Annotated in this window: 33 protein-coding genes; 26 read left to right on the top strand and 7 right to left on the bottom strand. The window is 70.5% G+C overall.

Going from position 1 to position 26,743, the window contains the following annotated elements:
• Positions 1–45 precede the first annotated feature (45 nt).
• From AB5J73_RS03805 to aroA, 12 genes are all read left to right on the top strand, one after another.
• Positions 46–489: a hypothetical protein gene (locus AB5J73_RS03805; RefSeq protein ID WP_370968174.1), complete on the top strand. Its 444-nt coding sequence runs from the start codon at positions 46–48 to the stop codon at positions 487–489.
• Positions 490–1,011: 522 nt separating this feature from the next.
• Positions 1,012–1,797, top strand: coding sequence for a F0F1 ATP synthase subunit A (gene atpB / locus AB5J73_RS03800; RefSeq protein ID WP_370968172.1), 786 nt, complete (start codon positions 1,012–1,014; stop codon positions 1,795–1,797).
• Positions 1,798–1,852: 55 nt separating this feature from the next.
• Positions 1,853–2,110: an ATP F0F1 synthase subunit C gene (locus AB5J73_RS03795; RefSeq protein ID WP_160696687.1), complete on the top strand. Its 258-nt coding sequence runs from the start codon at positions 1,853–1,855 to the stop codon at positions 2,108–2,110.
• Positions 2,111–2,139: 29 nt separating this feature from the next.
• Complete coding sequence (locus AB5J73_RS03790; protein ID WP_086861262.1) at positions 2,140–2,700, top strand: F0F1 ATP synthase subunit B; 561 nt, start codon at positions 2,140–2,142, stop codon at positions 2,698–2,700.
• Between the two features lie 7 nt (positions 2,701–2,707).
• A complete protein-coding gene (locus tag AB5J73_RS03785; protein ID WP_370968169.1) occupies positions 2,708–3,532 on the top strand; it encodes a F0F1 ATP synthase subunit delta in 825 nt (274 codons plus the stop codon).
• A gap of 57 nt (positions 3,533–3,589) precedes the next feature.
• Entirely contained in the window at positions 3,590–5,227 is a 1,638-nt protein-coding gene (gene atpA, locus AB5J73_RS03780) for a F0F1 ATP synthase subunit alpha (RefSeq protein WP_370968167.1), read from the top strand.
• A gap of 11 nt (positions 5,228–5,238) precedes the next feature.
• The gene (locus tag AB5J73_RS03775; protein WP_370968165.1) at positions 5,239–6,177 is read left to right on the top strand and encodes a F0F1 ATP synthase subunit gamma; all 939 of its coding nucleotides are present in this window, start codon (positions 5,239–5,241) and stop codon (positions 6,175–6,177) included.
• Entirely contained in the window at positions 6,177–7,604 is a 1,428-nt protein-coding gene (gene atpD / locus AB5J73_RS03770) for a F0F1 ATP synthase subunit beta (RefSeq protein WP_370968163.1), read from the top strand. The genes AB5J73_RS03775 and atpD overlap by 1 nt, the downstream gene beginning before the upstream one ends.
• Before the next feature lie 114 nt (positions 7,605–7,718).
• Complete coding sequence (locus AB5J73_RS03765; RefSeq protein ID WP_125312946.1) at positions 7,719–8,084, top strand: F0F1 ATP synthase subunit epsilon; 366 nt, start codon at positions 7,719–7,721, stop codon at positions 8,082–8,084.
• A 25-nt stretch (positions 8,085–8,109) separates the two neighbouring features.
• Positions 8,110–8,544 carry a DUF2550 domain-containing protein gene (locus AB5J73_RS03760; RefSeq protein WP_125312947.1) on the top strand — a complete coding sequence of 145 codons (435 nt, stop codon included), beginning with the start codon at positions 8,110–8,112 and terminating at the stop codon, positions 8,542–8,544.
• Positions 8,545–8,611: 67 nt separating this feature from the next.
• Positions 8,612–8,932: a putative quinol monooxygenase gene (locus AB5J73_RS03755; protein WP_370968160.1), complete on the top strand. Its 321-nt coding sequence runs from the start codon at positions 8,612–8,614 to the stop codon at positions 8,930–8,932.
• 10 nt (positions 8,933–8,942) lie between these two features.
• The gene (gene aroA / locus AB5J73_RS03750; RefSeq protein ID WP_370968158.1) at positions 8,943–10,181 is read left to right on the top strand and encodes a 3-phosphoshikimate 1-carboxyvinyltransferase; all 1,239 of its coding nucleotides are present in this window, start codon (positions 8,943–8,945) and stop codon (positions 10,179–10,181) included.
• On the opposite strand, the gene AB5J73_RS03745 is transcribed toward aroA, so the two are convergent.
• Positions 10,178–10,750: a cob(I)yrinic acid a,c-diamide adenosyltransferase gene (locus AB5J73_RS03745; RefSeq protein WP_370968156.1), complete on the bottom strand. Its 573-nt coding sequence runs from the start codon at positions 10,748–10,750 to the stop codon at positions 10,178–10,180. The two genes, aroA and AB5J73_RS03745, sit on opposite strands and share 4 nt — an antisense overlap.
• A 61-nt stretch (positions 10,751–10,811) precedes the next feature.
• On the opposite strand from AB5J73_RS03745, the gene murA reads away from it, so the two are divergent.
• Positions 10,812–12,086, top strand: coding sequence for a UDP-N-acetylglucosamine 1-carboxyvinyltransferase (gene murA / locus AB5J73_RS03740; RefSeq protein WP_370968154.1), 1,275 nt, complete (start codon positions 10,812–10,814; stop codon positions 12,084–12,086).
• A gap of 1 nt (position 12,087) precedes the next feature.
• On the opposite strand, the gene AB5J73_RS03735 is transcribed toward murA, so the two are convergent.
• Positions 12,088–12,681 (bottom strand): TetR/AcrR family transcriptional regulator, encoded by a 594-nt coding sequence (locus AB5J73_RS03735; protein ID WP_370968152.1) that lies wholly within the window; start codon positions 12,679–12,681, stop codon positions 12,088–12,090.
• Positions 12,682–12,772: 91 nt separating this feature from the next.
• On the opposite strand from AB5J73_RS03735, the gene AB5J73_RS03730 reads away from it, so the two are divergent.
• Genes AB5J73_RS03730 through AB5J73_RS03720 form a run of 3 tightly spaced genes read left to right on the top strand, consistent with a single transcriptional unit; the run spans position 12,773 to position 15,202 of the window.
• Positions 12,773–13,204 (top strand): nuclear transport factor 2 family protein, encoded by a 432-nt coding sequence (locus tag AB5J73_RS03730; protein ID WP_370968150.1) that lies wholly within the window; start codon positions 12,773–12,775, stop codon positions 13,202–13,204.
• Positions 13,197–14,015, top strand: a complete 819-nt coding sequence (locus AB5J73_RS03725; RefSeq protein WP_370968148.1) for an NmrA family NAD(P)-binding protein — start codon at positions 13,197–13,199, stop codon at positions 14,013–14,015. The genes AB5J73_RS03730 and AB5J73_RS03725 overlap by 8 nt, the downstream gene beginning before the upstream one ends.
• A complete protein-coding gene (locus AB5J73_RS03720) occupies positions 14,012–15,202 on the top strand; it encodes an alpha/beta hydrolase family protein (protein ID WP_370968146.1) in 1,191 nt (396 codons plus the stop codon). Before AB5J73_RS03725 ends, AB5J73_RS03720 begins: the two co-directional genes overlap by 4 nt.
• A gap of 97 nt (positions 15,203–15,299) precedes the next feature.
• On the opposite strand, the gene AB5J73_RS03715 is transcribed toward AB5J73_RS03720, so the two are convergent.
• Positions 15,300–15,923 (bottom strand): LysE family translocator, encoded by a 624-nt coding sequence (locus AB5J73_RS03715; protein WP_370968144.1) that lies wholly within the window; start codon positions 15,921–15,923, stop codon positions 15,300–15,302.
• Positions 15,923–16,549, bottom strand: a complete 627-nt coding sequence (locus AB5J73_RS03710; protein ID WP_370968142.1) for a LysE family translocator — start codon at positions 16,547–16,549, stop codon at positions 15,923–15,925. The genes AB5J73_RS03715 and AB5J73_RS03710 overlap by 1 nt, the downstream gene beginning before the upstream one ends.
• 243 nt (positions 16,550–16,792) lie before the next feature.
• Between AB5J73_RS03710 and AB5J73_RS03705 the strand changes: the two genes are divergently transcribed.
• From AB5J73_RS03705 to AB5J73_RS03695, 3 genes are all read left to right on the top strand, one after another.
• Positions 16,793–17,275 (top strand): PH domain-containing protein, encoded by a 483-nt coding sequence (locus AB5J73_RS03705; protein WP_370968140.1) that lies wholly within the window; start codon positions 16,793–16,795, stop codon positions 17,273–17,275.
• Positions 17,276–17,334: 59 nt separating this feature from the next.
• On the top strand, positions 17,335–17,859 hold the full coding sequence (locus AB5J73_RS03700) for a hypothetical protein (RefSeq protein WP_370968138.1): 525 nt from the start codon (positions 17,335–17,337) through the stop codon (positions 17,857–17,859).
• Between the two features lie 84 nt (positions 17,860–17,943).
• A complete protein-coding gene (locus AB5J73_RS03695; RefSeq protein WP_370968136.1) occupies positions 17,944–19,959 on the top strand; it encodes a protein meaA in 2,016 nt (671 codons plus the stop codon).
• Here the strand turns inward: AB5J73_RS03695 and AB5J73_RS03690 are convergent.
• Complete coding sequence (locus AB5J73_RS03690; protein ID WP_370968134.1) at positions 19,952–20,494, bottom strand: cysteine hydrolase family protein; 543 nt, start codon at positions 20,492–20,494, stop codon at positions 19,952–19,954. The two genes, AB5J73_RS03695 and AB5J73_RS03690, sit on opposite strands and share 8 nt — an antisense overlap.
• Before the next feature lie 71 nt (positions 20,495–20,565).
• Between AB5J73_RS03690 and AB5J73_RS03685 the strand changes: the two genes are divergently transcribed.
• From AB5J73_RS03685 to AB5J73_RS03670, 4 genes are all read left to right on the top strand, one after another.
• Complete coding sequence (locus AB5J73_RS03685) at positions 20,566–21,528, top strand: GlxA family transcriptional regulator (protein ID WP_370968132.1); 963 nt, start codon at positions 20,566–20,568, stop codon at positions 21,526–21,528.
• On the top strand, positions 21,525–22,298 hold the full coding sequence (locus AB5J73_RS03680; protein ID WP_370968129.1) for an enoyl-CoA hydratase-related protein: 774 nt from the start codon (positions 21,525–21,527) through the stop codon (positions 22,296–22,298). Before AB5J73_RS03685 ends, AB5J73_RS03680 begins: the two co-directional genes overlap by 4 nt.
• A 67-nt stretch (positions 22,299–22,365) precedes the next feature.
• Positions 22,366–22,866, top strand: a complete 501-nt coding sequence (locus tag AB5J73_RS03675) for a TetR/AcrR family transcriptional regulator (RefSeq protein WP_370968127.1) — start codon at positions 22,366–22,368, stop codon at positions 22,864–22,866.
• On the top strand, positions 22,863–23,327 hold the full coding sequence (locus AB5J73_RS03670; protein WP_370968125.1) for a DUF2867 domain-containing protein: 465 nt from the start codon (positions 22,863–22,865) through the stop codon (positions 23,325–23,327). Before AB5J73_RS03675 ends, AB5J73_RS03670 begins: the two co-directional genes overlap by 4 nt.
• Here the strand turns inward: AB5J73_RS03670 and AB5J73_RS03665 are convergent.
• Positions 23,299–23,844: an NUDIX domain-containing protein gene (locus AB5J73_RS03665; RefSeq protein ID WP_370968123.1), complete on the bottom strand. Its 546-nt coding sequence runs from the start codon at positions 23,842–23,844 to the stop codon at positions 23,299–23,301. The genes AB5J73_RS03670 and AB5J73_RS03665 overlap by 29 nt on opposite strands.
• Before the next feature lie 36 nt (positions 23,845–23,880).
• On the opposite strand from AB5J73_RS03665, the gene nucS reads away from it, so the two are divergent.
• Both nucS and AB5J73_RS03655 read left to right on the top strand, forming a co-directional pair.
• A complete protein-coding gene (gene nucS, locus AB5J73_RS03660; RefSeq protein WP_370968121.1) occupies positions 23,881–24,540 on the top strand; it encodes an endonuclease NucS in 660 nt (219 codons plus the stop codon).
• A 1-nt stretch (position 24,541) separates the two neighbouring features.
• Positions 24,542–24,748: a DUF1653 domain-containing protein gene (locus AB5J73_RS03655; RefSeq protein ID WP_370968119.1), complete on the top strand. Its 207-nt coding sequence runs from the start codon at positions 24,542–24,544 to the stop codon at positions 24,746–24,748.
• A 2-nt stretch (positions 24,749–24,750) separates the two neighbouring features.
• On the opposite strand, the gene AB5J73_RS03650 is transcribed toward AB5J73_RS03655, so the two are convergent.
• Complete coding sequence (locus AB5J73_RS03650; protein ID WP_370968117.1) at positions 24,751–25,443, bottom strand: ribosomal protein L7/L12; 693 nt, start codon at positions 25,441–25,443, stop codon at positions 24,751–24,753.
• A 415-nt stretch (positions 25,444–25,858) separates the two neighbouring features.
• On the opposite strand from AB5J73_RS03650, the gene AB5J73_RS03645 reads away from it, so the two are divergent.
• Complete coding sequence (locus AB5J73_RS03645; RefSeq protein WP_370968115.1) at positions 25,859–26,635, top strand: hypothetical protein; 777 nt, start codon at positions 25,859–25,861, stop codon at positions 26,633–26,635.
• The last annotated feature ends 108 nt before the right edge of the window (positions 26,636–26,743 follow it).

Here is a 26,743-nt window from a genome sequence, read left to right as displayed (position 1 = left end):
GCGGGGTTCTCTACACTCGGTGCCGAACCGAGCAGGGAGTCAGCTGTGAGCGAGACCGAAACGCAGGACCAGGAGAACCCGCACGCCAAGGTGGTGCTGCAGGCGGCCCGCGCGATGACGAAGGCCTCGCTGCTGATCACCCCGCCCGCCGTGCTGGTGTGCATCGTGCTGTTCAGCGTGCTCTTCGGGCTGCACGGCTTCCTCGGCTCGCTCGTCGGCGGCGCGCTCGCGATGATCGCCTCGCTGTCGACGCTGGGCCTCATGAAGTTCAGCGCGGGCCAGGACCCGATGTTCGTCATGGTCATCGCGCTCGGCGGGTACGTCGTGAAGATCGTCCTGCTGTTCGGCGCGCTGACGCTGCTCAAGGGCGTCACCGCGCTGCACCCGCTTTCGCTCGGCATCACCATGATCGTCGCCATCCTGCTGGCCGCCGCGGCCGAGTTCGCGGCCTTCCGCAAGACCAAGATCCCGACGATCATCCCCTCCTGACCCCGTCCGTTTTGCCGGACAGTTCCGTTACGCTGGGTGAACTCCGGCGCGGCCACGCGAGTGTGACCGGCACCACACGGCCTGTCGGTCAGGTGCCGGTCCGGGACCCGTCAACTGGGCTGTTCCGGAGCGGGTCCCGGACCGGTCCGGACCTCGGTCCCTGGTGGACCCGGGACCTAAGTCCTGGGCTGATCGGTGGGTATGGAGTACGCGTGTACGGCACTGATTGACCTGCTGGTATGGTCCGCGTCAAGGGTGGCGGCTCGGCCGCGCACTCCCTAAGACGAACCGCGATCAGCAGTGTGGCGACCGTGTAGTTCCGCCTCGTCAGCCGCTGGTCCGAAGTAGACCGCAGGGCAGTGTTCACGCGAGAGAACCCCGTGTGCAGAACGTGAAGGCGTGTTCTGCGGACAGTGGGGTAGCCGCCTCCGACGTCCCGATACGTATCGGGTACGTTAAGTCCAGATCGTGACGATTCCCCCGGCGGAGTGAACGCCGGCCGGGAGAACCGGAAGGAGCCCAGTGGGCGCGCTGGTTTTGGCCGAGGGTGCGGTATTCGCGCCGCCCGGCGCCGAAAGCTTCGAGTTGCCGGCGTTGTTCGGCGGGGTCACCAAGCCGATGCTGCTCGTCGTGCTTTCGGTGGTCATCATCGCGACGTACTTCCTGCTGGCGACCCGCAAGCTCAAGGTCGTTCCGAGCAAGGGGCAGTTCGTCGCCGAGTCGATCTACGACTTCAGCCGCAACAACATCGCGCGCGAGCAGATCGGTTCGAAGGACTTCAAGTCGTTCGTCCCCCTCGTTTTCGCACTGTTCACCTTCGTACTGGTGAACAACCTCTACGGGATCATCCCCGTCCTGCAGTTCCCGACCATGGCGCGATTCGGCTTCCCGGTCGCCCTGTCGGTCCTCGTCGTGTACCCGGTCTACCACTTCGTCGGGTTCAAGCGGCACGGCTTCGCCGGCTACTTCAAGAAGGAACTCGCCCCGCCGGGCGTTCCCAAGGCGGTGCTGCCGCTCTTCTCGCTGATCGAGTTCGCGGAGAAGTTCTTCCTCAACCCGCTGACGCTCGCCATCCGTGTTTTCGCCGCCATGTTCGCGGGTCACCTGATCCTGGCGGTGTTCACGCTCGGCGGCACCTTCCTGCTGACCGAGACGTCGGGCTGGGCGCTGAAGCCGGTCTCGCTGGTGGCGTGGATCTTCGCCATCGGCATGACCTTCCTCGAGGCCTTCATCCAGGTGCTGCAGGCCTACATCTTCGCCCTGCTGTCGGCTGGGTACATCGGCGCCGCGCTGGCGTCGGAGCACTGAGAACACAAGCCCCCGATCCACGCGAGCGCGTGGACCGAAGTGAAGGGAAATGCACGTGAGCAACATCGTTCTGGCCCAGGCCGCCGCGGAGCAGGTCAACCTCAACGCCGGCCTCGCGGCCATCGGTTACGGCCTGGGCGCGATCGGCCCGGGCATCGGCGTGGGCCTGATCTTCGCGGCCGTCATCAACGGCACCGCGCGTCAGCCGGAGGCGCAGGGCAAGCTGCAGGGCATCGGCTTCTCGACCTTCGTGCTTACCGAGGTGCTCGCCCTGATCGGCATCGTCATCTACTTCATCGCCTCCGCCGCCTGAGTTTCGGCTCATCGCTTTAAGGAGACGCCGTGCTGAACAGTGCCTTGGTCCTCGCCGCAGAGGGCGAAACGCACAACCCGATCATCCCCGACATCTCGGAGCTGATCCTCGGCATCGTCGCCTTCCTCATCCTGCTGTTCATCCTCAAGAAGTACGTCGTCCCTCGCTTCGAGGCCGCGTACGAAGAGCGTGCGCAGAAGATCGAGGGTGGCATCGAGAAGGCCGAGAAGGCCCAGGCCGAGGCCGAGGAAGCGCTGGCCAAGTACAAGGCGCAGCTGGCCGAGGCCCGCACCGAGGCCGCGAAGATCCGTGACGACGCCCGGCTCGAAGCCGAGCAGATCAAGGCGGAGCTGCGGGCCGAGGCCGAGGCCGAGTCCCAGCGCATCGTCGCCCAGGGGCAGGCCCAGCTGCAGGCCCAGAAGGCGCAGATCATCGCCGAGCTGCGGGCCGACATGGGCCGCAACGCCGTCGAGCTGGCCAGCCGCATCGTCGGCGAGTCGCTCGAGGACGAGGCGCGCCGCCGCGGCACCGTCGACCGGTTCCTGGCGGAGCTGGAGACCGCCGGTGCCTCCAACGGAGCGGGGAAGTAGACCAACGATGACGCTGCATGCTGCGAGCCGTGAAGCGCTCGGCCTCGCCGAGGAACGCCTCGGCGAGGTTCTGGCCGATGCGGGAGCCGATGCCGCCACGGTCGGCGACGAGCTGCTCTCGGTCGTCGACCTGCTGGACCGGGAGATCGGCCTGCGCCGGGCGGTGAGCGACGCCTCGGCGACGCCGGAGGCGCGCACCGGGCTGGTGCGCCGGCTGTTCGACGGCAAGCTGTCCGAACCGGCCCTGAAGGTGCTCGACTCCGTGGCGGGCAGCCGCTGGTCCAGCCCCCGTGAGCTGACCGACGGCCTCGAGTCGCTCGGTCGCTCGGCCCTGCTCACCTCGGCGGAGAAGACCGGGAACGTCGACGCCGTCGAATCCCAGCTCTTCCAGGTCGCGCGGGTCGTGGCCAACCACCCCGAGCTCGAGAAGGCGCTGTCGGACCTGACCGGTTCCGCCGAAGCGAAGCGCACGCTGGTGCGCGGGCTGTTCGCCGACAAGGTGGACGTGGTCACCGAGACCCTCGTCGAGCAGGTCGTGCGCCGGGCCAAGGGCCGCGGCGTCGGCGTCGGGCTCGACAAGCTGGTCAAGCTGGCCGCGGAGCGGCGCCAGCGCTCGGTCGCCTACGTGACCAGCGCGAACGCCCTGTCCGACGAGCAGACCGCTCAGCTGGGCGCGAAGCTCGACGCCCTCTACGGGCGGCCGATCGCGCTGCACGTCGAGGTCGACCCCCGGCTCGGCGGCGGGCTCGTCGTCCGCGTCGGCGACGAGGTCATCGACGGGAGCGCGGCGGGGCAGCTGGCGGCGCTGCGCAGGCGGCTGGCCCGGGCATAGCCCCAGGTCACACAAGACTTTGCATACTGGCAAGAACGAAGCGAGAGCGGGAAAGACATGGCCGAGCTGACGATCTCCTCGGATGAGATCCGTAGCGCGATCGAGAACTACGTCTCGAGTTACGCCCCGGACGTGAGCCGGGAAGAAGTTGGCGTCGTGATCGACGCGGGTGACGGCATCGCCCACGTCGAAGGCCTTCCCTCGGCCATGGCCAACGAGCTGCTCGAGTTCCCCGGCGGCGTCCTGGGCGTCGCACTGAACCTGGACGCGCGCTCCATCGGTGCCGCGATCCTCGGTGACTTCGAAAGCATCGAAGAGGGCCAGCAGGTCAAGCGCACCGGACAGGTCCTGTCGGTGCCGGTCGGCGACGGCTACCTCGGCCGCGTCGTCAACCCGCTGGGCCAGGCGATCGACGGCCTCGGCGAGATCGAGACCACCGACCGCCGCGCGCTGGAGCTGAAGGCCGCTTCGGTGGTCGAGCGCCAGCCGGTGTCGGAGCCGCTGCAGACCGGCATCACCGCCATCGACGCGATGACGCCGATCGGGCGCGGCCAGCGCCAGCTGATCATCGGTGACCGCAAGACGGGCAAGACCGCCGTCGCCGTGGACACGATCATCAACCAGAAGGCCAACTGGGAGACCGGCGACCCGAAGAAGCAGGTCCGCTGCATCTACGTCGCCGTCGGCCAGAAGGGCTCGACGATCGCCGCGGTCAAGAAGTCCCTCGAGGACTCGGGCGCGATGGAGTACACCACCATCGTCGCGGCCCCCGCGTCGGACTCCGCCGGCTTCAAGTGGATCGCGCCGTACACCGGCTCGGCCATCGGCCAGCACTGGATGTACGAGGGCAAGCACGTCCTCATCGTGTTCGACGACCTGACCAAGCAGGCCGACGCCTACCGCGCGATCTCGCTGCTGCTGCGCCGCCCGCCGGGCCGCGAGGCGTTCCCCGGCGACGTCTTCTACTTGCACTCCCGCCTGCTGGAGCGCTGCGCGAAGCTGTCGGACGAGCTGGGCGCCGGCTCGCTGACCGGTCTCCCGATCATCGAGACCAAGGCGAACGACGTGTCGGCCTACATCCCGACCAACGTCATCTCGATCACCGACGGCCAGTGCTTCTTCCAGTCGGACCTCTTCAACGCCGGTCAGCGCCCGGCCATCGACGTGGGCATCTCGGTGTCCCGCGTGGGTGGTGCCGCGCAGGTCAAGGCGATGAAGTCGGTCTCCGGCTCGCTCCGCATCGACCTGTCGCAGTACCGCGAGCTGGAGGCCTTCGCGGCCTTCGCCTCGGACCTCGACGACGCGTCGAAGGCGCAGCTCGAGCGTGGTGCCCGCCTGTACGAGGTGCTCAAGCAGCCGCAGTACTCGCCGATCCCGGTCGAGGAGCAGGTCTGCACGGTGTGGCTCGGCACGAACGGCCACTACGACTCGGTCCCGACCGAGGACGTCCGCCGCTTCAACCACGAGTTCCTCGACTCGGCCCGTCGCAAGCACGACGACATCCTGGGCGCGATCCGCGACTCCGGGAAGTTCGAGGACGAGACGGCCGACAAGCTGGTCGCCGCGGTGAACGAGTTCAAGAAGGAGTTCACCACCTCCGAGGGCAAGCCGCTCCAGGAGAACGCGGACGCCATGGAATCCGACAAGGTCGGGCAGGAGACCGTCAAGGTCAACAAGCCCGCCCCGAAGAAGTGAGCTGGTAGCTCATGGCCGCACAACTCCGGGAACTCCGGTCGCGCATCAAGGCGACCAAGTCGATCGGCAAGATCACCAAGGCGATGGAGCTCATCGCCACCGCGCGCATCACCAAGGCGCGGGCGCGGGTTGCCGCTTCCCGGCCGTACGCCGACGAGATCACCAAGGTGCTCTCGGCGCTGGCCGGCGCGGCCACCACGCTCGACCACCCCATGCTGGTCGAGCGCCCGAACCCGAAGCGGGCCGCGGTCCTGGTCGTGACCAGTGACAAGGGCCAGTGCGGTGGCTACAACTCCAACGTGCTGCGTGCGACCGAAGAGCTGCTCGCCCTCCTCCGCGAGGAGGGCAAGGAGCCCGAGGTCTACGTCACCGGCAACAAGGGGCTGAACTACTACCGGTTCCGGGGCCGCGAGGTCGTGGACGGCTGGACGGGCTTCTCCGACCAGCCGGGCTACGCGAACGCGGTCGCGGCCGGCGACGCCCTGGTCGAGTCGTTCATGCGGGGCGTCGACGACGAGCACGGCAACGCCGACGGCATCACGGGTGTCGACGAGATCCACATCGTCTACACCGAGTTCGTGTCGATGCTGACCCAGCGGCCGACGGCCAAGCGCGTCGCGCCGCTGGAGGTCGAGTACTCCGAGGGAGAAGAGGAGAAGCCCGCCGGGCTGCTCCCCAGCTACGAGTTCGAGCCGAGTGCCGACAAGCTGCTGGACGCGCTCCTGCCGAAGTACATCAACACGCGGCTCTACGCGGCCCTCCTCGAGTCCGCGGCGTCCGAGCTGGCCGCCCGCCGGACCGCGATGAAGGCCGCTTCGGACAACGCGAACGAGCTGGTGGGGAACCTGACGCGGGAGATGAACCAGGCCCGCCAGGCGCAGATCACCCAGGAGATCTCCGAAATCGTCGGTGGCGCGAACGCGCTCACCGCAGCAGGAAGTGATGATTGATGACCAGTACTGAAGCCCCGCGCGCCAAGGGGCGCATCGTCTCGGTGACCGGGCCGGTCGTCGACGTCGAGTTCCCGCGCGGTTCCGTGCCCGACCAGTTCAACGCGCTCAAGGTCGAGATCGAGTTCGAGCAGCTGCGCAAGACGGTCACCCTCGAGGTCGCCAGCCACCTGGGTGACAACCTCGTCCGCACCATCTCCCTGCAGCCGCAGGACGGCCTGGTGCGCGGCGCCGAGGTCACCGACACCGGCGGCCCGATCACGGTCCCGGTCGGCGACAAGGTCAAGGGTCACGTCTACAACGCGCTCGGCGAGTGCCTCGACGAGCCCGGCTACGGCGATGACCTCGAGCGCTGGGGCATCCACCGCAGTGCGCCGTCCTTCGACCAGCTCGAGGGCAAGACCGAGATGCTGGAGACCGGCCTCAAGGTCGTCGACCTGCTCACCCCGTACGTCCAGGGTGGCAAGATCGGCCTGTTCGGCGGTGCCGGCGTCGGCAAGACGGTGCTCATCAAGGAGATGATCACCCGCGTCGCCCGGAACTTCGGTGGTACCTCGGTGTTCGCCGGCGTCGGCGAGCGCACCCGTGAGGGCAACGACCTCTTCCTGGAGATGTCCGAGGACGGCGTCATCAACGACACCGCCCTGATCTTCGGCCAGATGGACGAGCCGCCGGGCACCCGCATGCGGGTCGCGCTGTCCGCGCTGACCATGGCGGAGTACTTCCGCGACGTCCAGAACCAGGACGTGCTGCTGTTCATCGACAACATCTTCCGGTTCACCCAGGCCGGCTCGGAGGTGTCGACCCTGCTGGGCCGCATGCCGTCCGCCGTGGGTTACCAGCCGACGCTGGCCGACGAGATGGGGCAGCTGCAGGAGCGGATCACCTCGACCCGAGGCCGGTCGATCACCTCGATGCAGGCGATCTACGTCCCCGCGGACGACTACACCGACCCGGCCCCGGCCGCGACGTTCGCCCACCTGGACGCCACCACCGAGCTCTCCCGGTCGGTGTTCCAGAAGGGCATCTTCCCGGCGGTGGACCCGCTGGCGTCGACGTCGACGATCCTCGACCCGGCCATCGTCGGTGAGGACCACTACCGCGTGGCTTCCGAGGTCATCCGGATCCTGCAGAAGTACAAGGAACTGCAGGACATCATCGCGATCCTCGGTATGGACGAGCTCTCGGAAGAGGACAAGCTGACCGTTCAGCGCGCGCGCCGCATCGAGCGGTTCCTGTCGCAGAACATGCTGGTCGCCGAGGCGTTCACGCAGATCCCGGGCTCGACGGTGCCGCTGTCGGAGACCATCGAGTCGTTCGACCGCATCACCAAGGGTGACTTCGACCACTACCCGGAGCAGGCGTTCCTGGGTATCGGTGGCCTCGAAGACCTCGAGAAGAAGTACAAGGAAATCACCAAGAAGTGACGTCCTGAGCGCGGCGGGGGCAGTGTCCATTGTGGACTCGCGCCCCCGCCGTTCTCATAGCTTGAGTCAGACCTATTACACTCGGGAGTAACACCCCGAGCTAAGGAGTGCTACGTGGCTGAGATGTCCGTGGAGCTGGTGGCCGTCGAGCGCCGTCTCTGGTCGGGTACCGCCACTTTCGTGGTGGCCCAGACCACCGAGGGTGAGATCGGCATCATGGCCGGCCACGAACCCGTGCTCGGGCAGCTCGTCGAGGGTGGCGTGGTCAAGGTGACGACCACCGACGGTGAGACGGTCTGCGCGGCCGTGCACGGCGGGTTCCTGTCGGTCACCGGCACCGGGGTCAGCATCCTCGCCGAGAGCGCCGAACTGTCCGACGAGATCGACGTCGACGCGGCGAAGGCGGCATTGAGCGCCGACGACGAGACCGAGCGGACGAGGGCCACGGCCCAGCTCCGCGCGGCAGGTCAGTCGGCCTGAGCGGGAGACGGGCAGGAGCCGGGCCGTGAAGATCACCGTGGTCGTAGTCGGGCTCCTGATCGTGCTCGCCGTGCTGGCCGCCTGGTACGGCCAGCGGTGGATCCGGATGCGTCGCGGCGGGGGCGTCAGCGTCGCGCTGCGGTGGCGTCCGGACGCCGCGCGGTCCAGCTGGCACCTGGGGCTGGGCCGCTACGAGGGCGATGAGTTCGTCTGGTACCGCGTGTGGAGCCTGCGGACCGGCCCGGACCGCGTCTTCCAGCGCGAAAGCATGCAGATCGCCGACCGGCGCGACCCGTCCGGGAGCGAGGCCTACGCCGTTCCCGAAGGCTCGACGGTGCTGCGCTGTGAGTCCGAGACCCAGGAAGCGATCGAGATCGCCATGGGGCCGGGCGCGCTCACCGGGTTCCTCTCCTGGCTGGAGTCCGCCCCGCCCGGGCGACGCCTCCCGCGAGCCTCCTGACCCGGTCTCGCTGTGCTGTCTCAAAGTGGGACAGCTGCGGCCGCTTTTTTGGCTTACGGTTGAGCGCATGATCCTCATCGTGGTCAAGTTCCCGGTCAAGCCCGAGCACGCCGAAGCGTGGCCGGAAATCGTCGCCGACTACACCCGGAACACCCGCGCCGAAGACGGCAACCGGTTCTTCGAATGGTCCCGCAGCCTCGAGGACAAGAACACGTACGTGCTGGTCGAGGGCTTCGACGGCCAGGACGCGGCCGTCGCGCACGTCGGGTCCGACCACTTCAAGTGGGCCGTCGAAAACCTGGGCGCCTACATCAGCGACAACCCGCGGATCATCAACGTCCAGGACGCCTCCGACTGGGGCCCGATGGCCGAGATCCAGCCGCACTAAACTGGGGTTCGTGACCCTCGTCGAGATCCCCGGCTCCAAGTCCGTCACCGCCCGCGGCCTGTTCCTGGCCGCCGCCGCGCACGGCACCACGACCCTCGGCCGTCCGCTGCACTCGGACGACACCGAGGGCTTTGCCGAGGGGCTCGTCAAGCTCGGCTACCAGGTCGACCGGCAGCCGGGCGCGTGGACCATCGAGGGCCGTCCTTCGGGCCCCGGGGTCGCCGAGGCGGACGTCTTCTGCCGCGACGGCGCCACCACCGCCCGGTTCCTCCCCGCCCTGGCCGCGGCCGGCACCGGGACGTTCCGCTTCGACGCCTCCGACCAGATGCGCCGGCGCCCGCTCGGGCCGCTGACCGACGCGCTGCAGGAGCTGGGCGTCGACCTGTCCTTCGAGGGCGAGCCCGGGCACCACCCGCTGACGGTCCGCGCGGACGGCGTCAAGGGCGGCGAGCTGACCCTCGACGCGGGACTGTCCTCGCAGTTCCTGACCGCGTTGCTGCTGCTCGGGCCGCTGACCGCGGAGGGGCTGCGGATCACGGTGACCGACCTGGTGTCGGTGCCCTACGTCGAGATCACGCTCGAAATGATGCGCCGCTTCGGCGTGGACGTCCGGCGCGAGGGGAAGACGTTCGTCGTCCCGCCGGCGCCTTACCAGGCCTGCGAGTACCCGGTCGAGCCCGACGCGTCCACGGCGAGCTACTTCCTCGCGGCGGCGGCCGTCACCGGCCGCACGGTGACCGTCCCGGGGCTCGGCTCGGCCGCGCTGCAGGGCGACGTGCGCTTCGTCGATGTCCTGGCGCAGATGGGCGCGCACGTCGAGCTGGCCGAGGACTCGGTGACGGTCGCGGGCCCCTCGGGCGGCCTGCGCGGGATCACGGTGAACATGCGCGACATCTCGGACACCGTCCCGACGCTGGCGGCGATCGCGCCGTTCGCGTCCGGGCCGGTGCGCATCGAGGACGTCTACAACACCCGCATCAAGGAGTGCGACCGCCTCGACGCGTGCGAGGAGAACCTGCGTGCGCTGGGCATCGAGGTCGAGACGGGCCGGGACTGGATCGAGATCCGGCCGGGCGCGCCCACCGGCGCGCTGGTCAAGTGCCGCCGCGACCACCGCATCGCGATGGCGTTCAGCATCACGGGCCTGCTGGTCGACGGCATCACGCTCGACGACCCGGACTGCGTGAAGAAGACGTTCCCCGGCTTCCACCAGGCGCTGGGGGCGCTGCGGGAGAGCTGGGGGATCTAGGGCTGCCCGCCCGGCTGCCACAGCACGTCACCCTCGGGGTTCGCCAGCCGGGCGAGGATGAACAGCAGGTCCGACAGCCGGTTCAGGTACTTCACCGCGATCGGGTTCGTCGTCTCCGGCTCGGCCTCGTACAGCGCCCACGCGCTCCGCTCCGCGCGGCGGGACACCGTGCGCGCCTGGTGCAGGAAGGCCGCGCCCGGCGTGCCGCCCGGCAGGATGAACGACGTCAGCTTCGGCAGGCGCTCGTTGAACTCGTCGCACCAGCCCTCGAGCCGCTCGACGTACTTCTCCGTGATCCGCAGCGGCGGGTACGGCGGGTCGTCGGAGATCGGCAGGCACAGGTCGGCGCCGACGTCGAAGAGATCGTTCTGCACCACACGCAGGACGTCCGCGACTTCGCCGCTCAGCTGCCCGACGGCGATGGCGAGGCCCAGCACCGAGTTCGTCTCGTCGGTGTCCGCGTACGCGCCCAGCCGGGCGGACGTCTTGGGCACGCGGGACCCGTCGCCGAGCGCGGTCGTGCCGTTGTCGCCGACCTTCGTGTAGACGCGGTTGATGCGAACGACCATGAACCCACCATAGCGGCCCCCGCCCGGGCCGAATCCGGGCGAGAGGGCATGATTGGCGGCCATGAGCGAGCACTTCGACGTGCATGGCGGAGCCCGGCTGGTCGGCGAGGTCGACGTGGTCGGCGCCAAGAACAGCGTGCTGAAGCTGATGGCCGCCGCCCTCCTCGCGGAGGGCACCACGACCATCACGAACTGCCCGCAGATCCTCGACGTCCCGCTGATGGGCGACGTGCTGCGGAGCGTCGGCTGCGAGGTCGTCATCGAAGGCGACACCGCCACCATCACGACGCCGGCCGAGCTGTCGCACCGCGCGGACTCGGCCGCGATGGGCAAGCTGCGCGCGTCCGTCTGCGTGCTGGGGCCCCTGGTCGGCCGGCTGAAGCAGGCCGTGGTGGCGCTGCCGGGCGGCGACGCGATCGGCTCGCGCCCGCTGGACATGCACCAGAACGGCCTGCGCAAGCTGGGCGCGACGAGCACGATCGAGCACGGCTGCGTCGTCGCGAAGGCCGAGACGCTGGTCGGCGCGCAGATCTGGCTGGACTTCCCGAGCGTCGGCGCGACCGAGAACATCCTGATGGCGGCCGTGCTGGCCGAGGGCACCACGGTCATCGACAACTGCGCGCGCGAGCCCGAGATCGCCGACATCTGCACGATGCTCATCGAGATGGGCGCGAAGATCGAGGGCGCCGGAACGTCGACGCTCACCGTCCACGGCGTCGAGAAGCTGCACCCGACCGAGCACAGCGTGATCGGCGACCGGATCGTCGGCGCGACCTGGGCGTTCGCCGCCTCGATGACCCGCGGCGACATCACCGTCCGCGGCGTCAACCCGCACCACCTCGACCTGGTCCTGAACAAGCTGGAGCTGGCCGGCGCCGAGGTCGAGACGTTCGGCGACAAGGGCTTCCGCGTGGTGCAGCCGGAGCGCCCGAAGGCGGTCGACTGGGTGACGCTGCCGTACCCCGGCTTCGCGACCGACCTGCAGCCCTTCGCGGTGGCGCTGTCGGCGGTGTCCGAGGGCACGTCGATGATCACGGAGAACGTCTACGAGGCGCGCTTCCGCTTCATCGAGGAGATGGTCCGCCTCTCGGGCGACGCCCGCACGGACGGCCACCACGCGGTGGTCCGCGGCGTCCCCCAGCTGTCGAGCGCCCCGGTCTGGGCCTCCGACATCCGCGCGGGCGCGGGCCTGGTGCTGGCCGGCCTGTGCGCGGACGGCGTCACCGAGGTCTGGGACGTCTTCCACATCGACCGCGGCTACCCGCACTTCGTGGAGAACCTGAACCGCCTGGGCGCGAACATCAAGCGCGTCGCCGGCGAGCCCGAGCGGGCGTGAGTCACCCGCCCTGCGCGCCCAGTGCGCGCAGGGCGTACGCCACCAGGCGCTCCACGTAGTCCGGTTCCGCCGGGGCCAGGCGGACCACCAGGCGCCAGTAGATCGGCGCCGCCAGTGCGTCGAGCGCCAGTTCCATGTCCAGGTCCGCGGGGAGCTCGCCGCGGGTGATCGCGCGGCGCAGCATCGCCTCGCCGACCTCGCGGCGCGGGCCGCCGATGGCCTCGCGCAAGCCGCGGCTGTGCTCCGGGGCGCGGGCGTCCTCCGCGACCAGGTCCGGCAGGATCCGCGAGAACAGCGGGTGCGTGAGCCAGTCGATCAGCGCCTGCATCGTTTCGCGCAGGTCTCCGCGAAGGGAGCCGGTGTCGACCTCCGGCGCGCGGGTCACGCTGAACTCCGTCACCACGGACGCGATCATGTGCTCCTTCGACGCCCACCGCCGGTACAGCGCGCTCTTGCTGACACCGGCGCGTTTCGCCACCGCTTCCATCGACAGCCGCCCATAGCCCTGTTCGGCGAGTTCCCACATGACGGCTTCGCTGATGGCCTGCGTGACCTCGGGCTGGAGGACCGCGGCGCCGGTCGGGGTGCGTGCCATGCCGGCAGTCTAGCGGGTGGACGGGACGGTACCGTCCTGTCTACTCTAACGTCGGGACGGTACCGTATCGTCCGAACGTTGGGAGGCTGCGATGCGCGACTTCGTCGAGCACGCGCTCGATCTGCTGCTGAAGCACGACATGGCCGGGTTCGCCGGGCTCTGGGCCGAGGACGGTGTCCTCGAGTTCCCGTTCGCCGCTCCGGGCTACCCGGCGAGCGTCGAAGGGCGCGACGCGATCCGCGAGTACCTGCGCGACTACCCGAACCTCCTGGACATCCGGGAGGTCACGGCGAAGACCGTGCACCAGACCACCGACCCGGCCGTGGTCGTCGCCGAGTTCACCGTGGCCGGCGTCGTCGTCGCGACGCAGCGGCCGTACGAGCTGTCCTACATCGCCGTGATCACCGTCGAGGACGGCGAGATCCGCCGGTACCGCGACTACTGGAGCCCGCAGGCCGCGGCGGAGCTGCTCGGCGGCGCGGACGAGCTGACCGCGGCGTTCACCGGGGGCGACCGTGGCTGACGTCCTGGTCGTCGGCGGCACCGGCACCACCGGCCGCCGGGTCGTCGCGGGACTGCGCGCGCACGGCGCCGAGGCGCGCGCGGCGACCCGCAAGCCCGGCGAGCCCGGCCAGGTCCGGTTCGACTGGACCGACCGCGCCACCCACGCCGAGGCTCTGCGCGGCGCCTCCGCCGTCTACCTCGTCGCGCCGATCGGCGAGGCCGCGCCGGCGGGGCTGGTGGCGCCGTTCGTGGCGGACGCGCTCGACGCCGGGGTCCGCCGGATCGTGCTGCTGAGCTCGTCCGCCGTCACCGAGGACACGCCCGGCCTCGGCGAGCTGCCGCGGCTGGTCCGGACGGCGCCGGAGTGGGCCGTGCTGCGGCCGTCGTGGTTCATGCAGAACTTCACCGGCGAGCACCTGGTGGCGCGGGGCGTGCGGGACGGCGAGGTCGTCACCGCCACCGGGGACGGCCGGGTCGCGTTCGTCGACGCCGCCGACATCGCGGCGGTCGCCGTCCGCGCGCTGACCGACCCCGAACCGCACAACACCGAACACGTCCTGACCGGTCCCGGCGCTTTGAGCTATTCCGAAGCCACATCGATCATCGCCGCCCGCACCGGCCGCCCGGTGCGCCACCGCCCGGTCGGCACGGCCGAGTTCGCGGCGCACCTGACCGCGTCCGGCATCCCCGCCGAATTCGCGCGCGTGCTCGCCGCGCTCGACGAAGACATCCGGCGCGGCGCCGAAGACCGCGTCACCCCCGTCGTCGAGCGGGTCACCGGGCGGCCCGCCCGGTCGTTCGAAACCTTCGTGGAGGAAGAAATCCGATGAAGCAGCTCATGTTCGAAGAAGACGCCCAGTTCTGGTTCGAGAGCCTGCGCCTGTTCGGCCACGCGGCCTACGGCGGCTCGGACTTCGGCGAGGTCCTCGCGGCGGCGTCGACCGTGAAGCCGGGCGACTACGACAGCTGGCACGACGCCTACCGCGGCCTGGCCGACCGCCTGTACGCCGAAGCGGCCGACGCGCGCCCGGTGACCGCGCGCGACCTGCTGCTGCGCGCGTCGACGTACTACTTCTCGGCTGAGTTCTTCCTCCACGGCGACCCGGCCGACCCGCGCATCGCGGCGGCCTACGACCGCAGCGTCGAGTGCTTCCGGCGCGCCGCCGTCGCCGAGCCGGTCGAAATCCCTTACGAGGGAACGGTTCTGCGCGGCTACTTCTACCGCGCGCCGGGCGAGGGCCCGAAGCCGGTGCTGCTGATGCACAACGGTTTCGACGGCAGCGCCGAGGAATGCCACTACCTGGGCGCGGCCGGCGGCGCCGAGCGCGGCTACCACGTGCTGACGTTCGACGGCCCGGGGCAGCCGAGCGCGATCCGGCACGAGGACCTGGTGTTCCGGCCGGACTGGGAGCACGTCGTCACGCCGGTGGTGGACTTCGTCCTCGGCCTCGACGGCGTCGACCCGGACCGCGTCGCACTGCTCGGCGTCAGCCTCGGCGGCATGCTGGCCCCGCGCGCGGCGGCGTTCGAGCCTCGCCTGGCGGCGGTTGTCGCGGTGGACGGCGTGTACGACGCCGGCGCGGCGGTCGTCGGGTTCCTGCCCTGGGACCGCGCGGAGATCGTCCGCCGGGCCGACGCCGCCGAGGACCCGGAGTTCGACGCGATGCTCGCCGCGGGCCGCGAGGCGAGCCCGACCCTGCGCTGGGCGTGCGACCACGGCCGCTACGTCCTGGGCGCGGCCACCGACCGCGAGTTCGTCGCGAAGTACCTGGAGTACACGCTGGAGGACGGCGTCGCGGAGAAGATCACGTGCCCGGTGCTGGTCTGCGAAGCGGCGGACGACCTGTTCTTCGGCGGGGAGGAGGAAACCGAGCCCCGCCGGCTGTACGCGCACCTGAACGCGCCGAAGACGCTGCTGACGTTCACCGCGGAGGAGGGCGCGGACGCCCACTGCCACGTCGGCGCCCAGCGCCTCGCGACCGGCCGCGTCTACGACTGGCTGGACCGCACGCTTTAGCTTTCGAGCGAGGTGCCGGTGCCGCCGTCGAGGTGCGGCGGACCCGGCGCCGCCGCGGCCACGGGAACCCGGCCGCGCACGGTGCGGGAAAGGCAGTTCAGGACTCCAGGGCGAGGGCCGCGCCGAAGCCCAGGAGGGCCGTCCCGGTCACGCCGTCCAGCACGCGGCGGACCCGCCGGCGCTGCAGCCAGCCGCGGACGCGGTGCACGAAGAACAGCAGCAGCACCTGCCACACCAGTCCCAGCGCCGCGACCGTGTAGGCCAGCAGCAGGGAATCGGCGAAGGTCGACGACGGGGTCAGGAACTGCGGCAGCACCGACAGGTACAGCACGATCACCTTGGGGTTGGTGATGTTGGAGAGGAACCCTTCGCGGAACCGACGGCCGCGGGAGGCGCGGGCGCGGCGGACGTCGTCCAGTGCCGTGTAGTCGCCACGCCAAGCTCCGCGCAGGGCCTGGACGCCCAGGAAGACCAGGTAGGCCGCGCCGAGCCACTTCACCGTCTCGAACACCGGCTGGGAGCGCGTGAGCACCGCGCCGAGGCCGAGGGCCGCCGCCGTGCCCTGGAGGAAGTTCGCGGCCGTGATGCCCGCGCACGCCCACGCGCCGCCGCGGGCGCCGCCCGTCAGCGCGTTCTTCAGCACGACCATCGTGTCCGGCCCCGGCATCATCGCCAGGAACGCCATCATCGCGGCGAACCCCGCGTATGTGCTCAGTGACATCAGGACTCCAGTGCGAGGGCGGCACCGAAGCCGAGCAGCGCGGTGCCGGTGACACCGTCCAGCGTGCGGCGCACCCGGCGGCGTTCGAGCCACGCGCGCACGCGGTGCACGAACGCCAGCAGCACCAGCAGCCACACCACGCCGAGCACGGCGACGGTGTAGGCCAGCGCCAGCGCGTCCCACGTCGTCGTGCGCGCGGGGTCGAGGAACTGGGGGAGCACCGACAGGTACAGCACCAGCACCTTCGGGTTGGTGATGTTGGAGAGGAACCCTTCGCGGAACCGCCGGAACCCGCCGCCCTTGCGGCGCTGCGCCTGCTCGACGACGCCGTAGTCGCCGCGCCACGCCCCGCGCAGCGCCTGGAACCCGAGGAAGACGAGGTAGGCCGCGCCGGCCCACTTCAGCGCGAGGAACACCGGCTGCGACCGCGCGATGAGGACGCCGAGCCCCAGCGCCGCGGCGCTGCCCTGCACGGCGTTGCCGGTGAAGATGCCGAGCGACGCGAGCAGCCCGCCCCGGAACCCGCCGGACAGCGCGTTCTTCAGCATCACCATCGTGTCGGGTCCCGGCGCGAGCACGATCAGGACCACGATGACCAGGTAACTCCCGTACGAACTCCACGTCACGGCCGCCACGCTAACCGACGGGATCGCCCCTGGTCTCGCGGATTTCCGTCACAGTGCCGCTCGCGTACTTCGTCCCCGCGCACCGGGGGAACTCGACTTGGAATCGGGCGAGGACCTGCGATCGATCATCCACAGAGGGTGTACGAGCAGGTGCAGCGCGCTCGAGGTTCGGCGGGAGGGGCCGCGGCGGAGTAGTGTTCGGCCATGTCAGCAGGGGAAATCGATCTTCTACCCGGTGAACGCGTGCTCTGGGCGGGAGAACCGGTCCAGCGCCCGCTCTACGTCGCCGCGGACGGGGTGCTCGCCCCTGCCGGACTCGTCGTCACCGCCGCCTCGCTCTGGTTCCTGCTCATCCAGCAGCCGACGGGCGGCACCACGGTCGCGGCCGTGGTCGTGCTGGCTCTCGGTCTCTACGGCGCGCTCGGCCGCTCGGTCGTGCGCTACCTCGCGCTCGGCCGCACGACGTACGCGGTGACGGACAGCCGGATCATCGCGCGCTCCGGCCTGTTCCGGCAGAAGGAACGCGCCAGCGAACTGGCCGGCCTGCCGGCACCGGTCCTCAAGCCCGGCCCGTCGCGCACCGGCACGATCTCCTTCGGCACGCCCGGCGCGGTGACGCTGATCGGCGTCGGCGAGCCGAAGCGCGTGCGTGACCTGCTGACCAGGGCCATCGACGAGGCGAAGGCCCGCCAGGCCCCGCCGGAATCGGGCAATCCGGCCGCCTGAAGGCAACCGGCACGGCCCTCCCGCGCGTTCGCACCGAAAGAGCGCCTGGGGAGGTCGCCGTGGATGTGCCTTCGATCGTTTTGTCGCCCGGTGAGCGGTTGCTGTGGTCGGGGCGGCCGCAGCGGATCGGCCCGGTCGGTCTCGAGTGGTTGCGCCCCGTCTTCGGCTCGGTCTTGGTGGCGGCGTCCGCCGCGGTGGTTCCCCTTGTGTTCCCCGGGTATCCGTTCGCCTTCGTCGTCGTGGTGGTGGCCGGCGGCCTCGCGGGATTCTGGTGGCCCGTGCTCGCCCGGCCGTGGGTGCTGGGTCGCGCGGTGTACACGGTGACCGATCGGCGGGTCGTGGTGGCCGATCGCGTCTCGGGCCGCGTCCGCAGGCAGGCGGAGCTGGGCACGGTCCCGCCAGCGGTCACCTGGCTGGGCCGCGACGGCCTCGGCACGCTCGACTTCGGGCCGCCGGACCTCGTGGTGGACGTTGCCGGCTACTCGGTGGGATGGCACCGTGAGCGCACGGCGATCCGGCTGGTCGCCGTGCCGGAGCCCGACCGGATCCACGACCTGGTCGTGGCGGCGCAGGAAGCACCCTGAGTCACCCGGACGTGTCGGATTCCACTGCCACCACAAGTTACCGGTCGGTACACTCGACGAAACGTCCACCGCCGGAGGTGCCCAGTGCCGTACCCAACGGACCGCGAGCGAGACCGACCGTGGGTGATGCGCACGTACGCGGGGCACTCGTCCGCGGCCGCGTCCAACGAGCTCTACCGGCGCAACCTCGCCAAGGGGCAGACCGGGCTCTCGGTGGCGTTCGACCTGCCCACCCAGACCGGCTACGACCCGGACCACCAGCTCTCCCGCGGTGAAGTCGGCAAGGTCGGCGTGCCGGTGTCGCACATCGGCGACATGCGGCGGCTCTTCGACGGCATCCCGCTCGCCGAGGCGAACACGTCGATGACGATCAACGCGCCGGCCATGTGGCTGCTCGCGCTGTACGTCTCCGTGGCGCGCGAGCAGGCCGAAGCCGAGGGCCGGGACGTCGACGAGGTGCTCGCGAAGCTCACCGGCACCACGCAGAACGACATCATCAAGGAGTACCTCTCCCGAGGGACCTACATTTTCCCGCCCGGGCCGAGCCTGCGGCTGATCACCGACATGATCGCGTGGACCGTGCACCACGTGCCGAAGTGGAACCCGATCAACATCTGCAGCTACCACCTGCAGGAAGCCGGGGCGACGCCGACGCAGGAGGTCGCCTACGCGCTGTGCACCGCGATCGCCGTGCTCGACGCCGTCCGCGACTCCGGGCAGGTCGACGCGGCCGACATGGCCAAGGTCGTCGCGCGGATCTCGTTCTTCGTCAACGCCGGCGTCCGGTTCGTCGAGGAGATGTCCAAGATGCGCGCGTTCACCGCGCTCTGGGACGAGATCACGCGGGACCGTTACGGCGTAACGGATCCGAAGGCGCGCCGCCTGCGCTACGGCGTCCAGGTCAACTCGCTGGGCCTCACCGAAGCCCAGCCGGAGAACAACGTCCAGCGGATCGTGCTGGAGATGCTCGCGGTGTCGCTGTCCCGCGGCGCCCGCGCCCGCGCGATCCAGCTGCCCGCCTGGAACGAGGCGCTCGGCCTGCCCCGCCCGTGGGACCAGCAGTGGGCGCTGCGGATGCAGCAGGTGCTCGCGTTCGAGACCGACCTGCTGGAGTACGAGGACATCTTCGACGGCTCGCACGTCATCCAGGCCAAGGTCGACGAGATCATGACCGGCGCGCGCGAGGAGATCGCGCGCGTGCAGGACCTCGGCGGCGCGGTCGCCGCGGTCGAGAGCGGCTACATGAAGTCGCAGCTGGTCACCTCGCTCGCCGAGTACCGGCGCGGGATGGAGAACGGCGAGCGGATCCTGGTCGGGGTCAACAAGTTCGAGACGACCGAGCCGTCGCCGCTGCAGGCCGAGGGCGCGAAGGCGATCGAGACCATCGACCCCGCCGTCGAAAAGGCGGCCGTCACGGCGATCGAGGAGTGGCGTACCGGGCGCGACAACGACGCCGTCGAACGGTCGCTGGCCGCCCTGAAAGAGCGTGCGCGGACGACGGAGAACCTCTTCGAGGCCACTGTGGACTGTGCGCGGTCCGGCGTCACGACCGGCGAGTGGTCCGGCGCGCTGCGCGAGGTGTTCGGCGAGTACCGGGCGCCCACCGGCGTTTCCGCGTCCGCCGCGGGCAACGGCGATCCGGGGATCGAGCGGGTGCGCGAACGCGTCCGCGCCACCGAAGCGGAACTCGGCGAGCGGCTGCGGATCCTGGTCGGCAAGCCCGGCCTCGACGGGCACTCCAACGGCGCCGAGCAGGTCGCCGTCCGGGCGCGCGATGTCGGCTTCGAGGTCGTCTACCAGGGCATCCGGCTGACGCCCGAGCAGATCGTCGCGGCCGCGGTGCAGGAGGGCGTGCACGTCGTCGGGCTGTCCGTGCTGTCCGGCTCGCACCTGGAGGTCGTCCCGAACGTCGTCGACGGCCTGCGCGCCGCGGGTGCGGGTGACGTGCCGGTGATCGTCGGCGGGATCATCCCGCCGGACGACGCCGCGCTGCTCACCGAGCGCGGCATCGCCCGGGTGTTCACGCCCAAGGACTACGAGCTGACCGACATCATGGACGGCATCGTCTCGCTGGTCCGGGAGCGCAACGGGCTCAGCTGAGCCCGGCCAGGACGTCCTTTGTGGACTTGACGGTGGCGAACTGGTTCGCCAGGTTCGCCGCCGTCACGCGGTACAGCTCGTCGGCCGTGACCTCCGGAAGGTCGAACGTGAACGTGGCGTCGAGCGCGAAAGTCACGTCGTAGCCGAGATTTCCACCCATCCGCGCGGTGGTCTCGCAGCAGAAGTTCGTCTGGATCCCCGCCAGGACGAAGCTCGTGATGCCGCGCTTGCGCAGCCACGCGTCGAGGTCGACGTCGCCGAGGAAGGCCGAGTTGACCTTCTTGCCGAACACCAGGTCCGGGCGCGCGCCGTCGAGCTCGGGCTTGAAGTCGTTGCCGGGCTGTCCCGGCCGCAGCGGCGAATCCGGCTTCACGGAGTCGTGGTGCACGAGCACGACGGGCAGCCGCCGCTCCTGCCACGCGTCCAGCAGTGCCTTCATGTTCGCTTCGGCGCCGGGGTTGTTGCGCGGGCCCCAGAAGGCCGCGTCGTCGAACCCGCGCTGGACGTCGATCAGGATGAGTGCCGTTTCCGTCATGCCGTCTAGTTTCGCCGTTCCACGCCGCGGCCGGGAGTGGCAGAAGACGCGCGATGCGGTACTTTCCTGCCATGCGCACCATCGGCGTTCTGCTGCTGCCCGGCACCCGGATGTTCGACCTCGCGGTGATCGGCGAGGTCTGGGGCCAGGACCGGACCGACAGCGGGATCGGCCCGTTCACCGTCCGGCTGTGCAGCGGCCGCCGGGCGCGCACCGCCGTCTCGCCGTTCGGTAACGTCGCGGCGACGCACGGCCTGGCCGGGCTCGACGGCTGCGACCTCGTGCTGGCGCCCGGCCGCGACGACCCCCTCGCCGCGGTGCCCGCGGCGGCGGCGAGCGCGCTGCGGCGGGCGCACCGGGACGGGCGGACCGTCGCCGGGCTGTGCTCCGGCGCGTTCACGCTGGCCGCCGCCGGGCTCCTCGACGGCCGCCCGGCGACCACGCACTGGCGCGACCTCGACGCGCTGGCCCGCGTCGCACCGCGGGCCGACCTCCGGCGGGACGTGCTCTACACCGACGACGGCGGCGTCCTGACGTCCGCGGGTGTCGTCGGTGGCCTCGACCTCTGCCTGTACCTGGTCCGGCGCGACCACGGCGCGGAGGTCGCCGCGACGCTCGCCCGCCGCCTGGTGATGCCCCCGGCCCGGGAGGGCGGGCAGCGGCAGTACGTCGACAACCCGTTGCCCCCGGCCGCTTCCCAGCCCGGCATGGCGTCCACAATGGACTGGGCGCTGGCGCGGCTCGGATCCGGGATCGGCGTCGAGGACCTCGTCGGGCACGCGCGGATGAGTGAGCGCACGTTCCACCGCGAGTTCGCCGCGGCCGCCGGCGTGACGCCCGGGCGCTGGCTGCGCGTGCAGCGCGTCCGGTACGCGCAGCGGCTGCTGGAGACGACGGAGCTGCCGGTGGAGCGCGTGGCCGAGCGCTCGGGCCTGGGCACGGCGGCGAACCTGCGACGCCGGATGCGCGCCGAAGTCGGCGTCGGGCCGGACAGCTACCGGCGCACATTCCGAACGGTTACCGTCGGGGCATGACCGAGTACGAGCACATCCTGGTCAAGCGGGACGGCGGCACCGTCACGATCACGATGAACCGAGCGGCGCGGCGCAACTCGCTGTCCGCGGACCACCTGGCGGAGCTGCTCGCGGCGTTCCACGAGGCGGGGACGTCCGACGCGACCGGCATCGTGCTGGCCGGCGCGGGCCCGGTGTTCTCCGCCGGCCACGACTTCGGCGACGTCGCCGCGCGCGACCTGATGGGCGTGCGCGAGCTGCTGACGCTGTGCACGGACCTGATGAAGACGATGGAGTCCGTGCCGCAGGTCGTCATCGCGCGGGTGCACGGCCTGGCCACGGCGGCGGGCTGTCAGCTCGTGGCGTCGTGCGACCTCGCCGTGGCCGCCGAATCGGCGGGCTTCGCGCTCCCCGGCGGCAAGGGCGGCTGGTTCTGCCACACGCCGGCGGTGCCGGTGGCGCGCTCCATCGGCCGCAAGCGGCTGATGGAGCTGGCGCTGACCGGCGACGTCATCGACGCGCCCACCGCGCTCGACTGGGGCCTGGTCAACCGCGTCGTCCCGGACGAGCAGCTCGACGACGCCGTCGCGGAGCTGCTCGGGCGGGCGACCCGCGGCAGCCGTGCGAGCAAGTCGATGGGCAAGGTCACGCTCTACGCCCAGCTCGACCGGCCCGAGGCCGACGCGTACGCGATCGCGCTGGAGGTCATGGCCGCGGCGTCGCAGCTGCCCGGCGCGCGCGAAGGCATGGCGGCGTTCCTGGAGAAGCGCAAGCCTTCCTGGCCCGACTGAGCCCGCACTTTCACGTGAAAGTGCGGGCTTCGCGGCCATTCCCCGTACCATACGGTATGGTATGGCCATGGCGGGAAAACGGGACTGGCTGGACGCGGGGCTGGTGCTGCTGGCGGAGCAGGGCGCGCCGGCGGTGACGATCGAGCGGCTGGCCGAGCGGCTCGGCCTGTCGAAGGGCTCGTTCTACCACCACTTCAAGGGCATGGGCGGCTTCCGCACCGCCCTGCTGGAGCACTTCGAGGCCGAACGCACGACCCGCTTCGTGGAGCAGGCCGAAGCGGCGGAGGGCGACCGGCTGGGCGCTCTGCTGAAGCTCGTCCTCGCGCCGGGACCCGGTCCGGAGCTGGAGATCGCCGTCCGGGCGTGGGCTCTGCAGGACGTCGAAGCGCGGGCGGTCCAGGAGCGCGTCGACCGGACCCGCGTGGCCTACCTGACCGAGATCAGCGGCGACGCCGATCTCGCGCAGGCGCTGTACCTGGTGGTCGTCGGCGCCGGGCAGGTCGTGCCCCCGCTGTCCGGCCGTCAGCTCAAGAGCGCGCTGGAACTCGTTCTGGGGAGACGGAAATGACCGAGCCTTTTCTCGACGGCGCCGACTACGTGGAATTCAAGGAGATCGCGAGCGACAACAGCCTGCGCGAGTTCGTCGCGGGCGTGTTCGGCTGGTCGCCGTGGTGGGTGAAGGGACTCTTCGGCGTCCGGTACCTGCTCGCCAAGGCCCTGCGGCTGGACACCGCGTCGGTCCCGCGGACCGGCCGGCTCCGGCCCGAAGACGTCGGGTTCGCGCCCGGCGACCGGGTCGCGTTCTTCACCGTCCGCGCCGGGGATCCGGAGCGCTACCTGGTCGCGGGCGTGGACGACAGTCACCTGACCGGGTACCTGACGGTCGAAGCGGTGCCCCGCGGGTTCCGGCTCGGCACGATCGTGCAGTTCCACAACCGCGTCGGACCGGCCTACTTCGCGGTGATCAAGCCGTTCCACCACCTCGTCATCCGCGGGATGCTCAAGGCCGGAGCCGCTCGTACAGCATGAGCTGGGCCCACGCGGCGACCGATTGCGCGTCGGTGATCTCCCCGGCGAGGATCATCTTCTCGACGTCGGCGCGCGGGAACCACGCGCTGCGCATGTCCTGCTCTTCGAGCTCGCGCTCGGGTTCGCCCTCGGTGATGTCCGTGGCGAGGAACACCCAGCCGCGCTGGCTGCTCATGCCGGGCGCGACGTCGAGCTTGCCGAGCACGACCATCGAACCGGCCCGCAGCCCGGTTTCCTCGCGCAGCTCGCGCGCGGCGAGCTCGGCGGGCGGCACGTCGGCCCGGTCGGGCGCGGTGCCCTGCGGGAACTCCCAGCGGCGCTCGCCGACCGGGTAGCGGAACTGCTCGACCAGCCGGAACCGGTCGCCGTCCTGGGGGATGACGAGCGCGTACGCGGGTTTGTCGATCACGCCGAAGATGCCCGGCGAGCCGTCCGGGCGGCGGATTTCGTCCTCCCGCACGGTCATCCAGTTGTTCCGGTACACCTCGCGGGACGCGACACGCTGAATGGGGTCCACCCGCCCAGTATCCCGGACCTGTCCTACCCTCCTCGGGTGCGTCTCGTGATCGCGCGGTGCCAGGTCGACTACGCCGGCCGGCTCACCGCCCACCTGCCGATGGCCACCCGCCTGCTGCTCGCGAAGTCCGACGGCTCGGTGTCGGTCCACTCCGACGACCGCGCGTACAAGCCGTTGAACTGGATGAGCCCACCCTGCTGGCTGATCGAGGACGGCAAGCTCTGGATCGTCGAGAACAAGCAGGGCGAGAAGCTGGTGATCTCGATCGACGAGGTCTTCCACGACTACACCCAGGCCCTCGGCGCGGAACCGGGCCTGCAGAAGGACGGCGTCGAGGCACACCTGCAGGAACTGCTGGCCGAGCACATCAAGACCCTCGGCGACGGCTACACCCTGGTCCGCCGCGAATTCCCGACGGCGATCGGCCCGGTCGACATCATGGCCCGCGACGCCGACGGCCGTTCGGTGGCGGTGGAGATCAAGCGCCGCGGCGAAATCGACGGCGTCGAGCAGCTGACGCGCTACCTGGAGCTGCTCAACCGCGACCCGCTGCTGGCCCCGGTGCAGGGCGTGTTCGCGGCCCAGATCATCAAGCCGCAGGCCCGGACCCTGGCGGAGGACCGCGGCATCCGGTGCCTGACCCTGGACTACGACGAGCTGCGCGGCATCGAGTCCGACGAGTTCAGGCTGTTCTGAGGTGCTCCCCGGGCGGTACGTCCACTACAAGGGCGGGGAGTACGAGGTGCTCGGCGTGGCCCGGCACAGCGAGACCGAGGAAGAGCTCGTGGTGTACCGGGCGCTGTACGGCGAGCGCGGGCTGTGGGTGCGCCCGAAGGCGATGTTCACCGAGACGGTACCGACGGACGGTGGCCCGGTGCCGCGCTTCCGCCGCGTGGAGAGCTGAGCTCACAGCAGTTCGACGGCGGCCCCGGCCTTCTCGAGCTCGTCACGGGCCGCTTCGGCCTGGGGCTCCGGCACCTGCTCCAGCAGGATCGACGGAGTGCCGGTGACCAGTTCCTTGGCGTCGAGCAAGCCGATGCCCCGCACGAGACGGCGGACCACCCGGACGACCTCGACCTGGCGCGCACCGGCGTCGAGCAGCGCGACGTCGAACCGTTCGCGGTCGTCCGGCGGCCCGGAACGCGTGGTGTCACCGGCGCCGGGCTGCCCGCCGAGCTGGTTCAGCCGCGCGGCGAACTCCCGGCCCGCCGCGGCCGCGTCCGGGCGCTTCCGGAGGCTGACCGCCCGTTCGACCGTCATCCCGGGGCCTTCGACGACGAGGTGGGCTTCGCTCTCGTAGCCCCGTTTCTTGACGGCCAGCGCCAGGAGCCCGAGCAGCAGCACCCTCGGCACGGTGACCCGGCTGTGTTCGGCGCTCCGGATCTCGACTCGCGCGGACAGGCCCGCCACCGGGTAGCGCAGCGCGCGGCCACCGGTGCCTTCGACGACGGCGGTCGCGGTCAGCCGCAGGTCTTCGAAGGCCGCGATGACCCCCTCTTCGAGGTCCGCGCCCGCCAGCGTCGCGGAACGCGTCACCTTCACGCCCACTGCCCCGGCGAAGATCGCGAGGAGGACTACGACTACGGCCCACGGTGGCATCCGGGCTCCCTTCGGCTGCGGCTACGGCAGACGGAGTCGCCGGGGGGTGCTTCGCCGTTACGCGCCCGTGCGGTAATCGTTCTCCGCGCCGATACCGGATCGATGCCGAATTCCGGTATCTGATTCCGGCTCGATTACTCCGCAAGGAAATCATTGACGTGATCGGTCGCGGCGCTGTGACCTGGTCTTTTTTCGCGGGATTCCTGCGCTGTTCGGGTGAGTCCGGGATCTTATTCCGCGTGCTCGTGGCACACTCGATTCGAGGGGTTCCGCCGGTGCGTCCGGTGTGGCCGGAGGGTGGTGCGCTCGGCCGTCTTTCTTCGTCGTGCCAACGTTTCAGTCCGCCTTCGAGCTCGGTGTGCGCACGCCAGCCGGCCGGTGTGCGCGCGTTTTCGCCTGCACGGAGGAGGAAGTCATGCGTTATCGCCCACTCGGTTCCGATCCGGCCGACCCGCGGCTGGGGCGGTTCATTCCGGACGACTGGCGGCACGTGGAAAGGTATCCGCTGTCCGCGCTCGCCGACGACGACCGGCCGACCCGGGCGCCGGTCGTGATCGGGGTCAACTGGTACTCCGCGTTCGACGAGCCCGAGCAGGACGAGACCTCCGGCGAGTTCTTCATCGCGAAGGCCGGCGACAAGAAGCTCGGCCGGGTCCGCGGCGGGCACTGCGTGTGCCTCGAACCGGGCGGGACGCCGGACACCGACGCCTGGTACGCGTTCTACGACCAGGGCCGCGAAGGCGCCTGCGTCGGGTTCGGGTGGTCGCGGTGCATGTCGATCTTCAACGGCAGCGAGTACGCCGCCCGCTGGCTGTGGGACTCGGCCAAGAAGCGCGACGAGTGGCCCGAGACCAACCCCGGCGACGACAACGGCACGTCCGTCCGCGCCGCGGCCGAGGTGCTCGCGGAAGCCGGGCACGTCCTGTGGGACGACTCCTACGGCAGCGACGACTGGCAGAAGCGCGAGCAGTACGCGCCGGAAGCCAAGCAGGGCATCAAGGCGTTCCGCTGGGCCAAGTCGGTCGACGACGTGCACGCCGTGCTCGGCAACCCGCGTGCCGACGAGCTCGGCGCCGTGCCGATCCTCAACTCCTGGGGCCCGGGCTACCCGCACCGGACCTACCTGCCCGACGCCGTGCTGGCGCGGCTGATCGACGAAGAAGGTGAGATCGCCGTCCCGACCGACCGGTGATCGGCTGCCGCTCCCGCGGCGCGCAAACGAGGGCGCGTTTCCCCTGGTAGATGCCGGGGGAGGCGCGCCCTCCGGCCACTTTGGACAGGTCAGCGTGCCGACCCTGAA

It is taken from the genome of Amycolatopsis sp. cg9 (assembly GCF_041346945.1).
In the GTDB taxonomy this organism is placed as follows: domain Bacteria; phylum Actinomycetota; class Actinomycetes; order Mycobacteriales; family Pseudonocardiaceae; genus Amycolatopsis.
This window is presented reverse-complemented; position numbering and strand designations above follow the sequence as displayed.

Coding starts and splice junctions, on each gene's coding strand:
- AB5J73_RS03785 (WP_370968169.1), top strand. CDS start 2,708: ATGACGCTGCATGCTGCGAGCCGTGAAGCGCTCGGCCTCGCCGAGGAA.
- atpA (WP_370968167.1), top strand. CDS start 3,590: ATGGCCGAGCTGACGATCTCCTCGGATGAGATCCGTAGCGCGATCGAG.
- AB5J73_RS03775 (WP_370968165.1), top strand. CDS start 5,239: ATGGCCGCACAACTCCGGGAACTCCGGTCGCGCATCAAGGCGACCAAG.
- atpD (WP_370968163.1), top strand. CDS start 6,177: ATGACCAGTACTGAAGCCCCGCGCGCCAAGGGGCGCATCGTCTCGGTG.
- AB5J73_RS03755 (WP_370968160.1), top strand. CDS start 8,612: ATGATCCTCATCGTGGTCAAGTTCCCGGTCAAGCCCGAGCACGCCGAA.
- AB5J73_RS03745 (WP_370968156.1), bottom strand. CDS start 10,750: ATGGTCGTTCGCATCAACCGCGTCTACACGAAGGTCGGCGACAACGGC.
- murA (WP_370968154.1), top strand. CDS start 10,812: ATGAGCGAGCACTTCGACGTGCATGGCGGAGCCCGGCTGGTCGGCGAG.
- AB5J73_RS03735 (WP_370968152.1), bottom strand. CDS start 12,681: ATGGCACGCACCCCGACCGGCGCCGCGGTCCTCCAGCCCGAGGTCACG.
- AB5J73_RS03730 (WP_370968150.1), top strand. CDS start 12,773: ATGCGCGACTTCGTCGAGCACGCGCTCGATCTGCTGCTGAAGCACGAC.
- AB5J73_RS03720 (WP_370968146.1), top strand. CDS start 14,012: ATGAAGCAGCTCATGTTCGAAGAAGACGCCCAGTTCTGGTTCGAGAGC.
- AB5J73_RS03715 (WP_370968144.1), bottom strand. CDS start 15,923: ATGTCACTGAGCACATACGCGGGGTTCGCCGCGATGATGGCGTTCCTG.
- AB5J73_RS03690 (WP_370968134.1), bottom strand. CDS start 20,494: ATGACGGAAACGGCACTCATCCTGATCGACGTCCAGCGCGGGTTCGAC.
- AB5J73_RS03685 (WP_370968132.1), top strand. CDS start 20,566: ATGCGCACCATCGGCGTTCTGCTGCTGCCCGGCACCCGGATGTTCGAC.
- AB5J73_RS03680 (WP_370968129.1), top strand. CDS start 21,525: ATGACCGAGTACGAGCACATCCTGGTCAAGCGGGACGGCGGCACCGTC.
- AB5J73_RS03675 (WP_370968127.1), top strand. CDS start 22,366: ATGGCGGGAAAACGGGACTGGCTGGACGCGGGGCTGGTGCTGCTGGCG.
- AB5J73_RS03670 (WP_370968125.1), top strand. CDS start 22,863: ATGACCGAGCCTTTTCTCGACGGCGCCGACTACGTGGAATTCAAGGAG.
- AB5J73_RS03650 (WP_370968117.1), bottom strand. CDS start 25,443: ATGCCACCGTGGGCCGTAGTCGTAGTCCTCCTCGCGATCTTCGCCGGG.
- AB5J73_RS03645 (WP_370968115.1), top strand. CDS start 25,859: ATGCGTTATCGCCCACTCGGTTCCGATCCGGCCGACCCGCGGCTGGGG.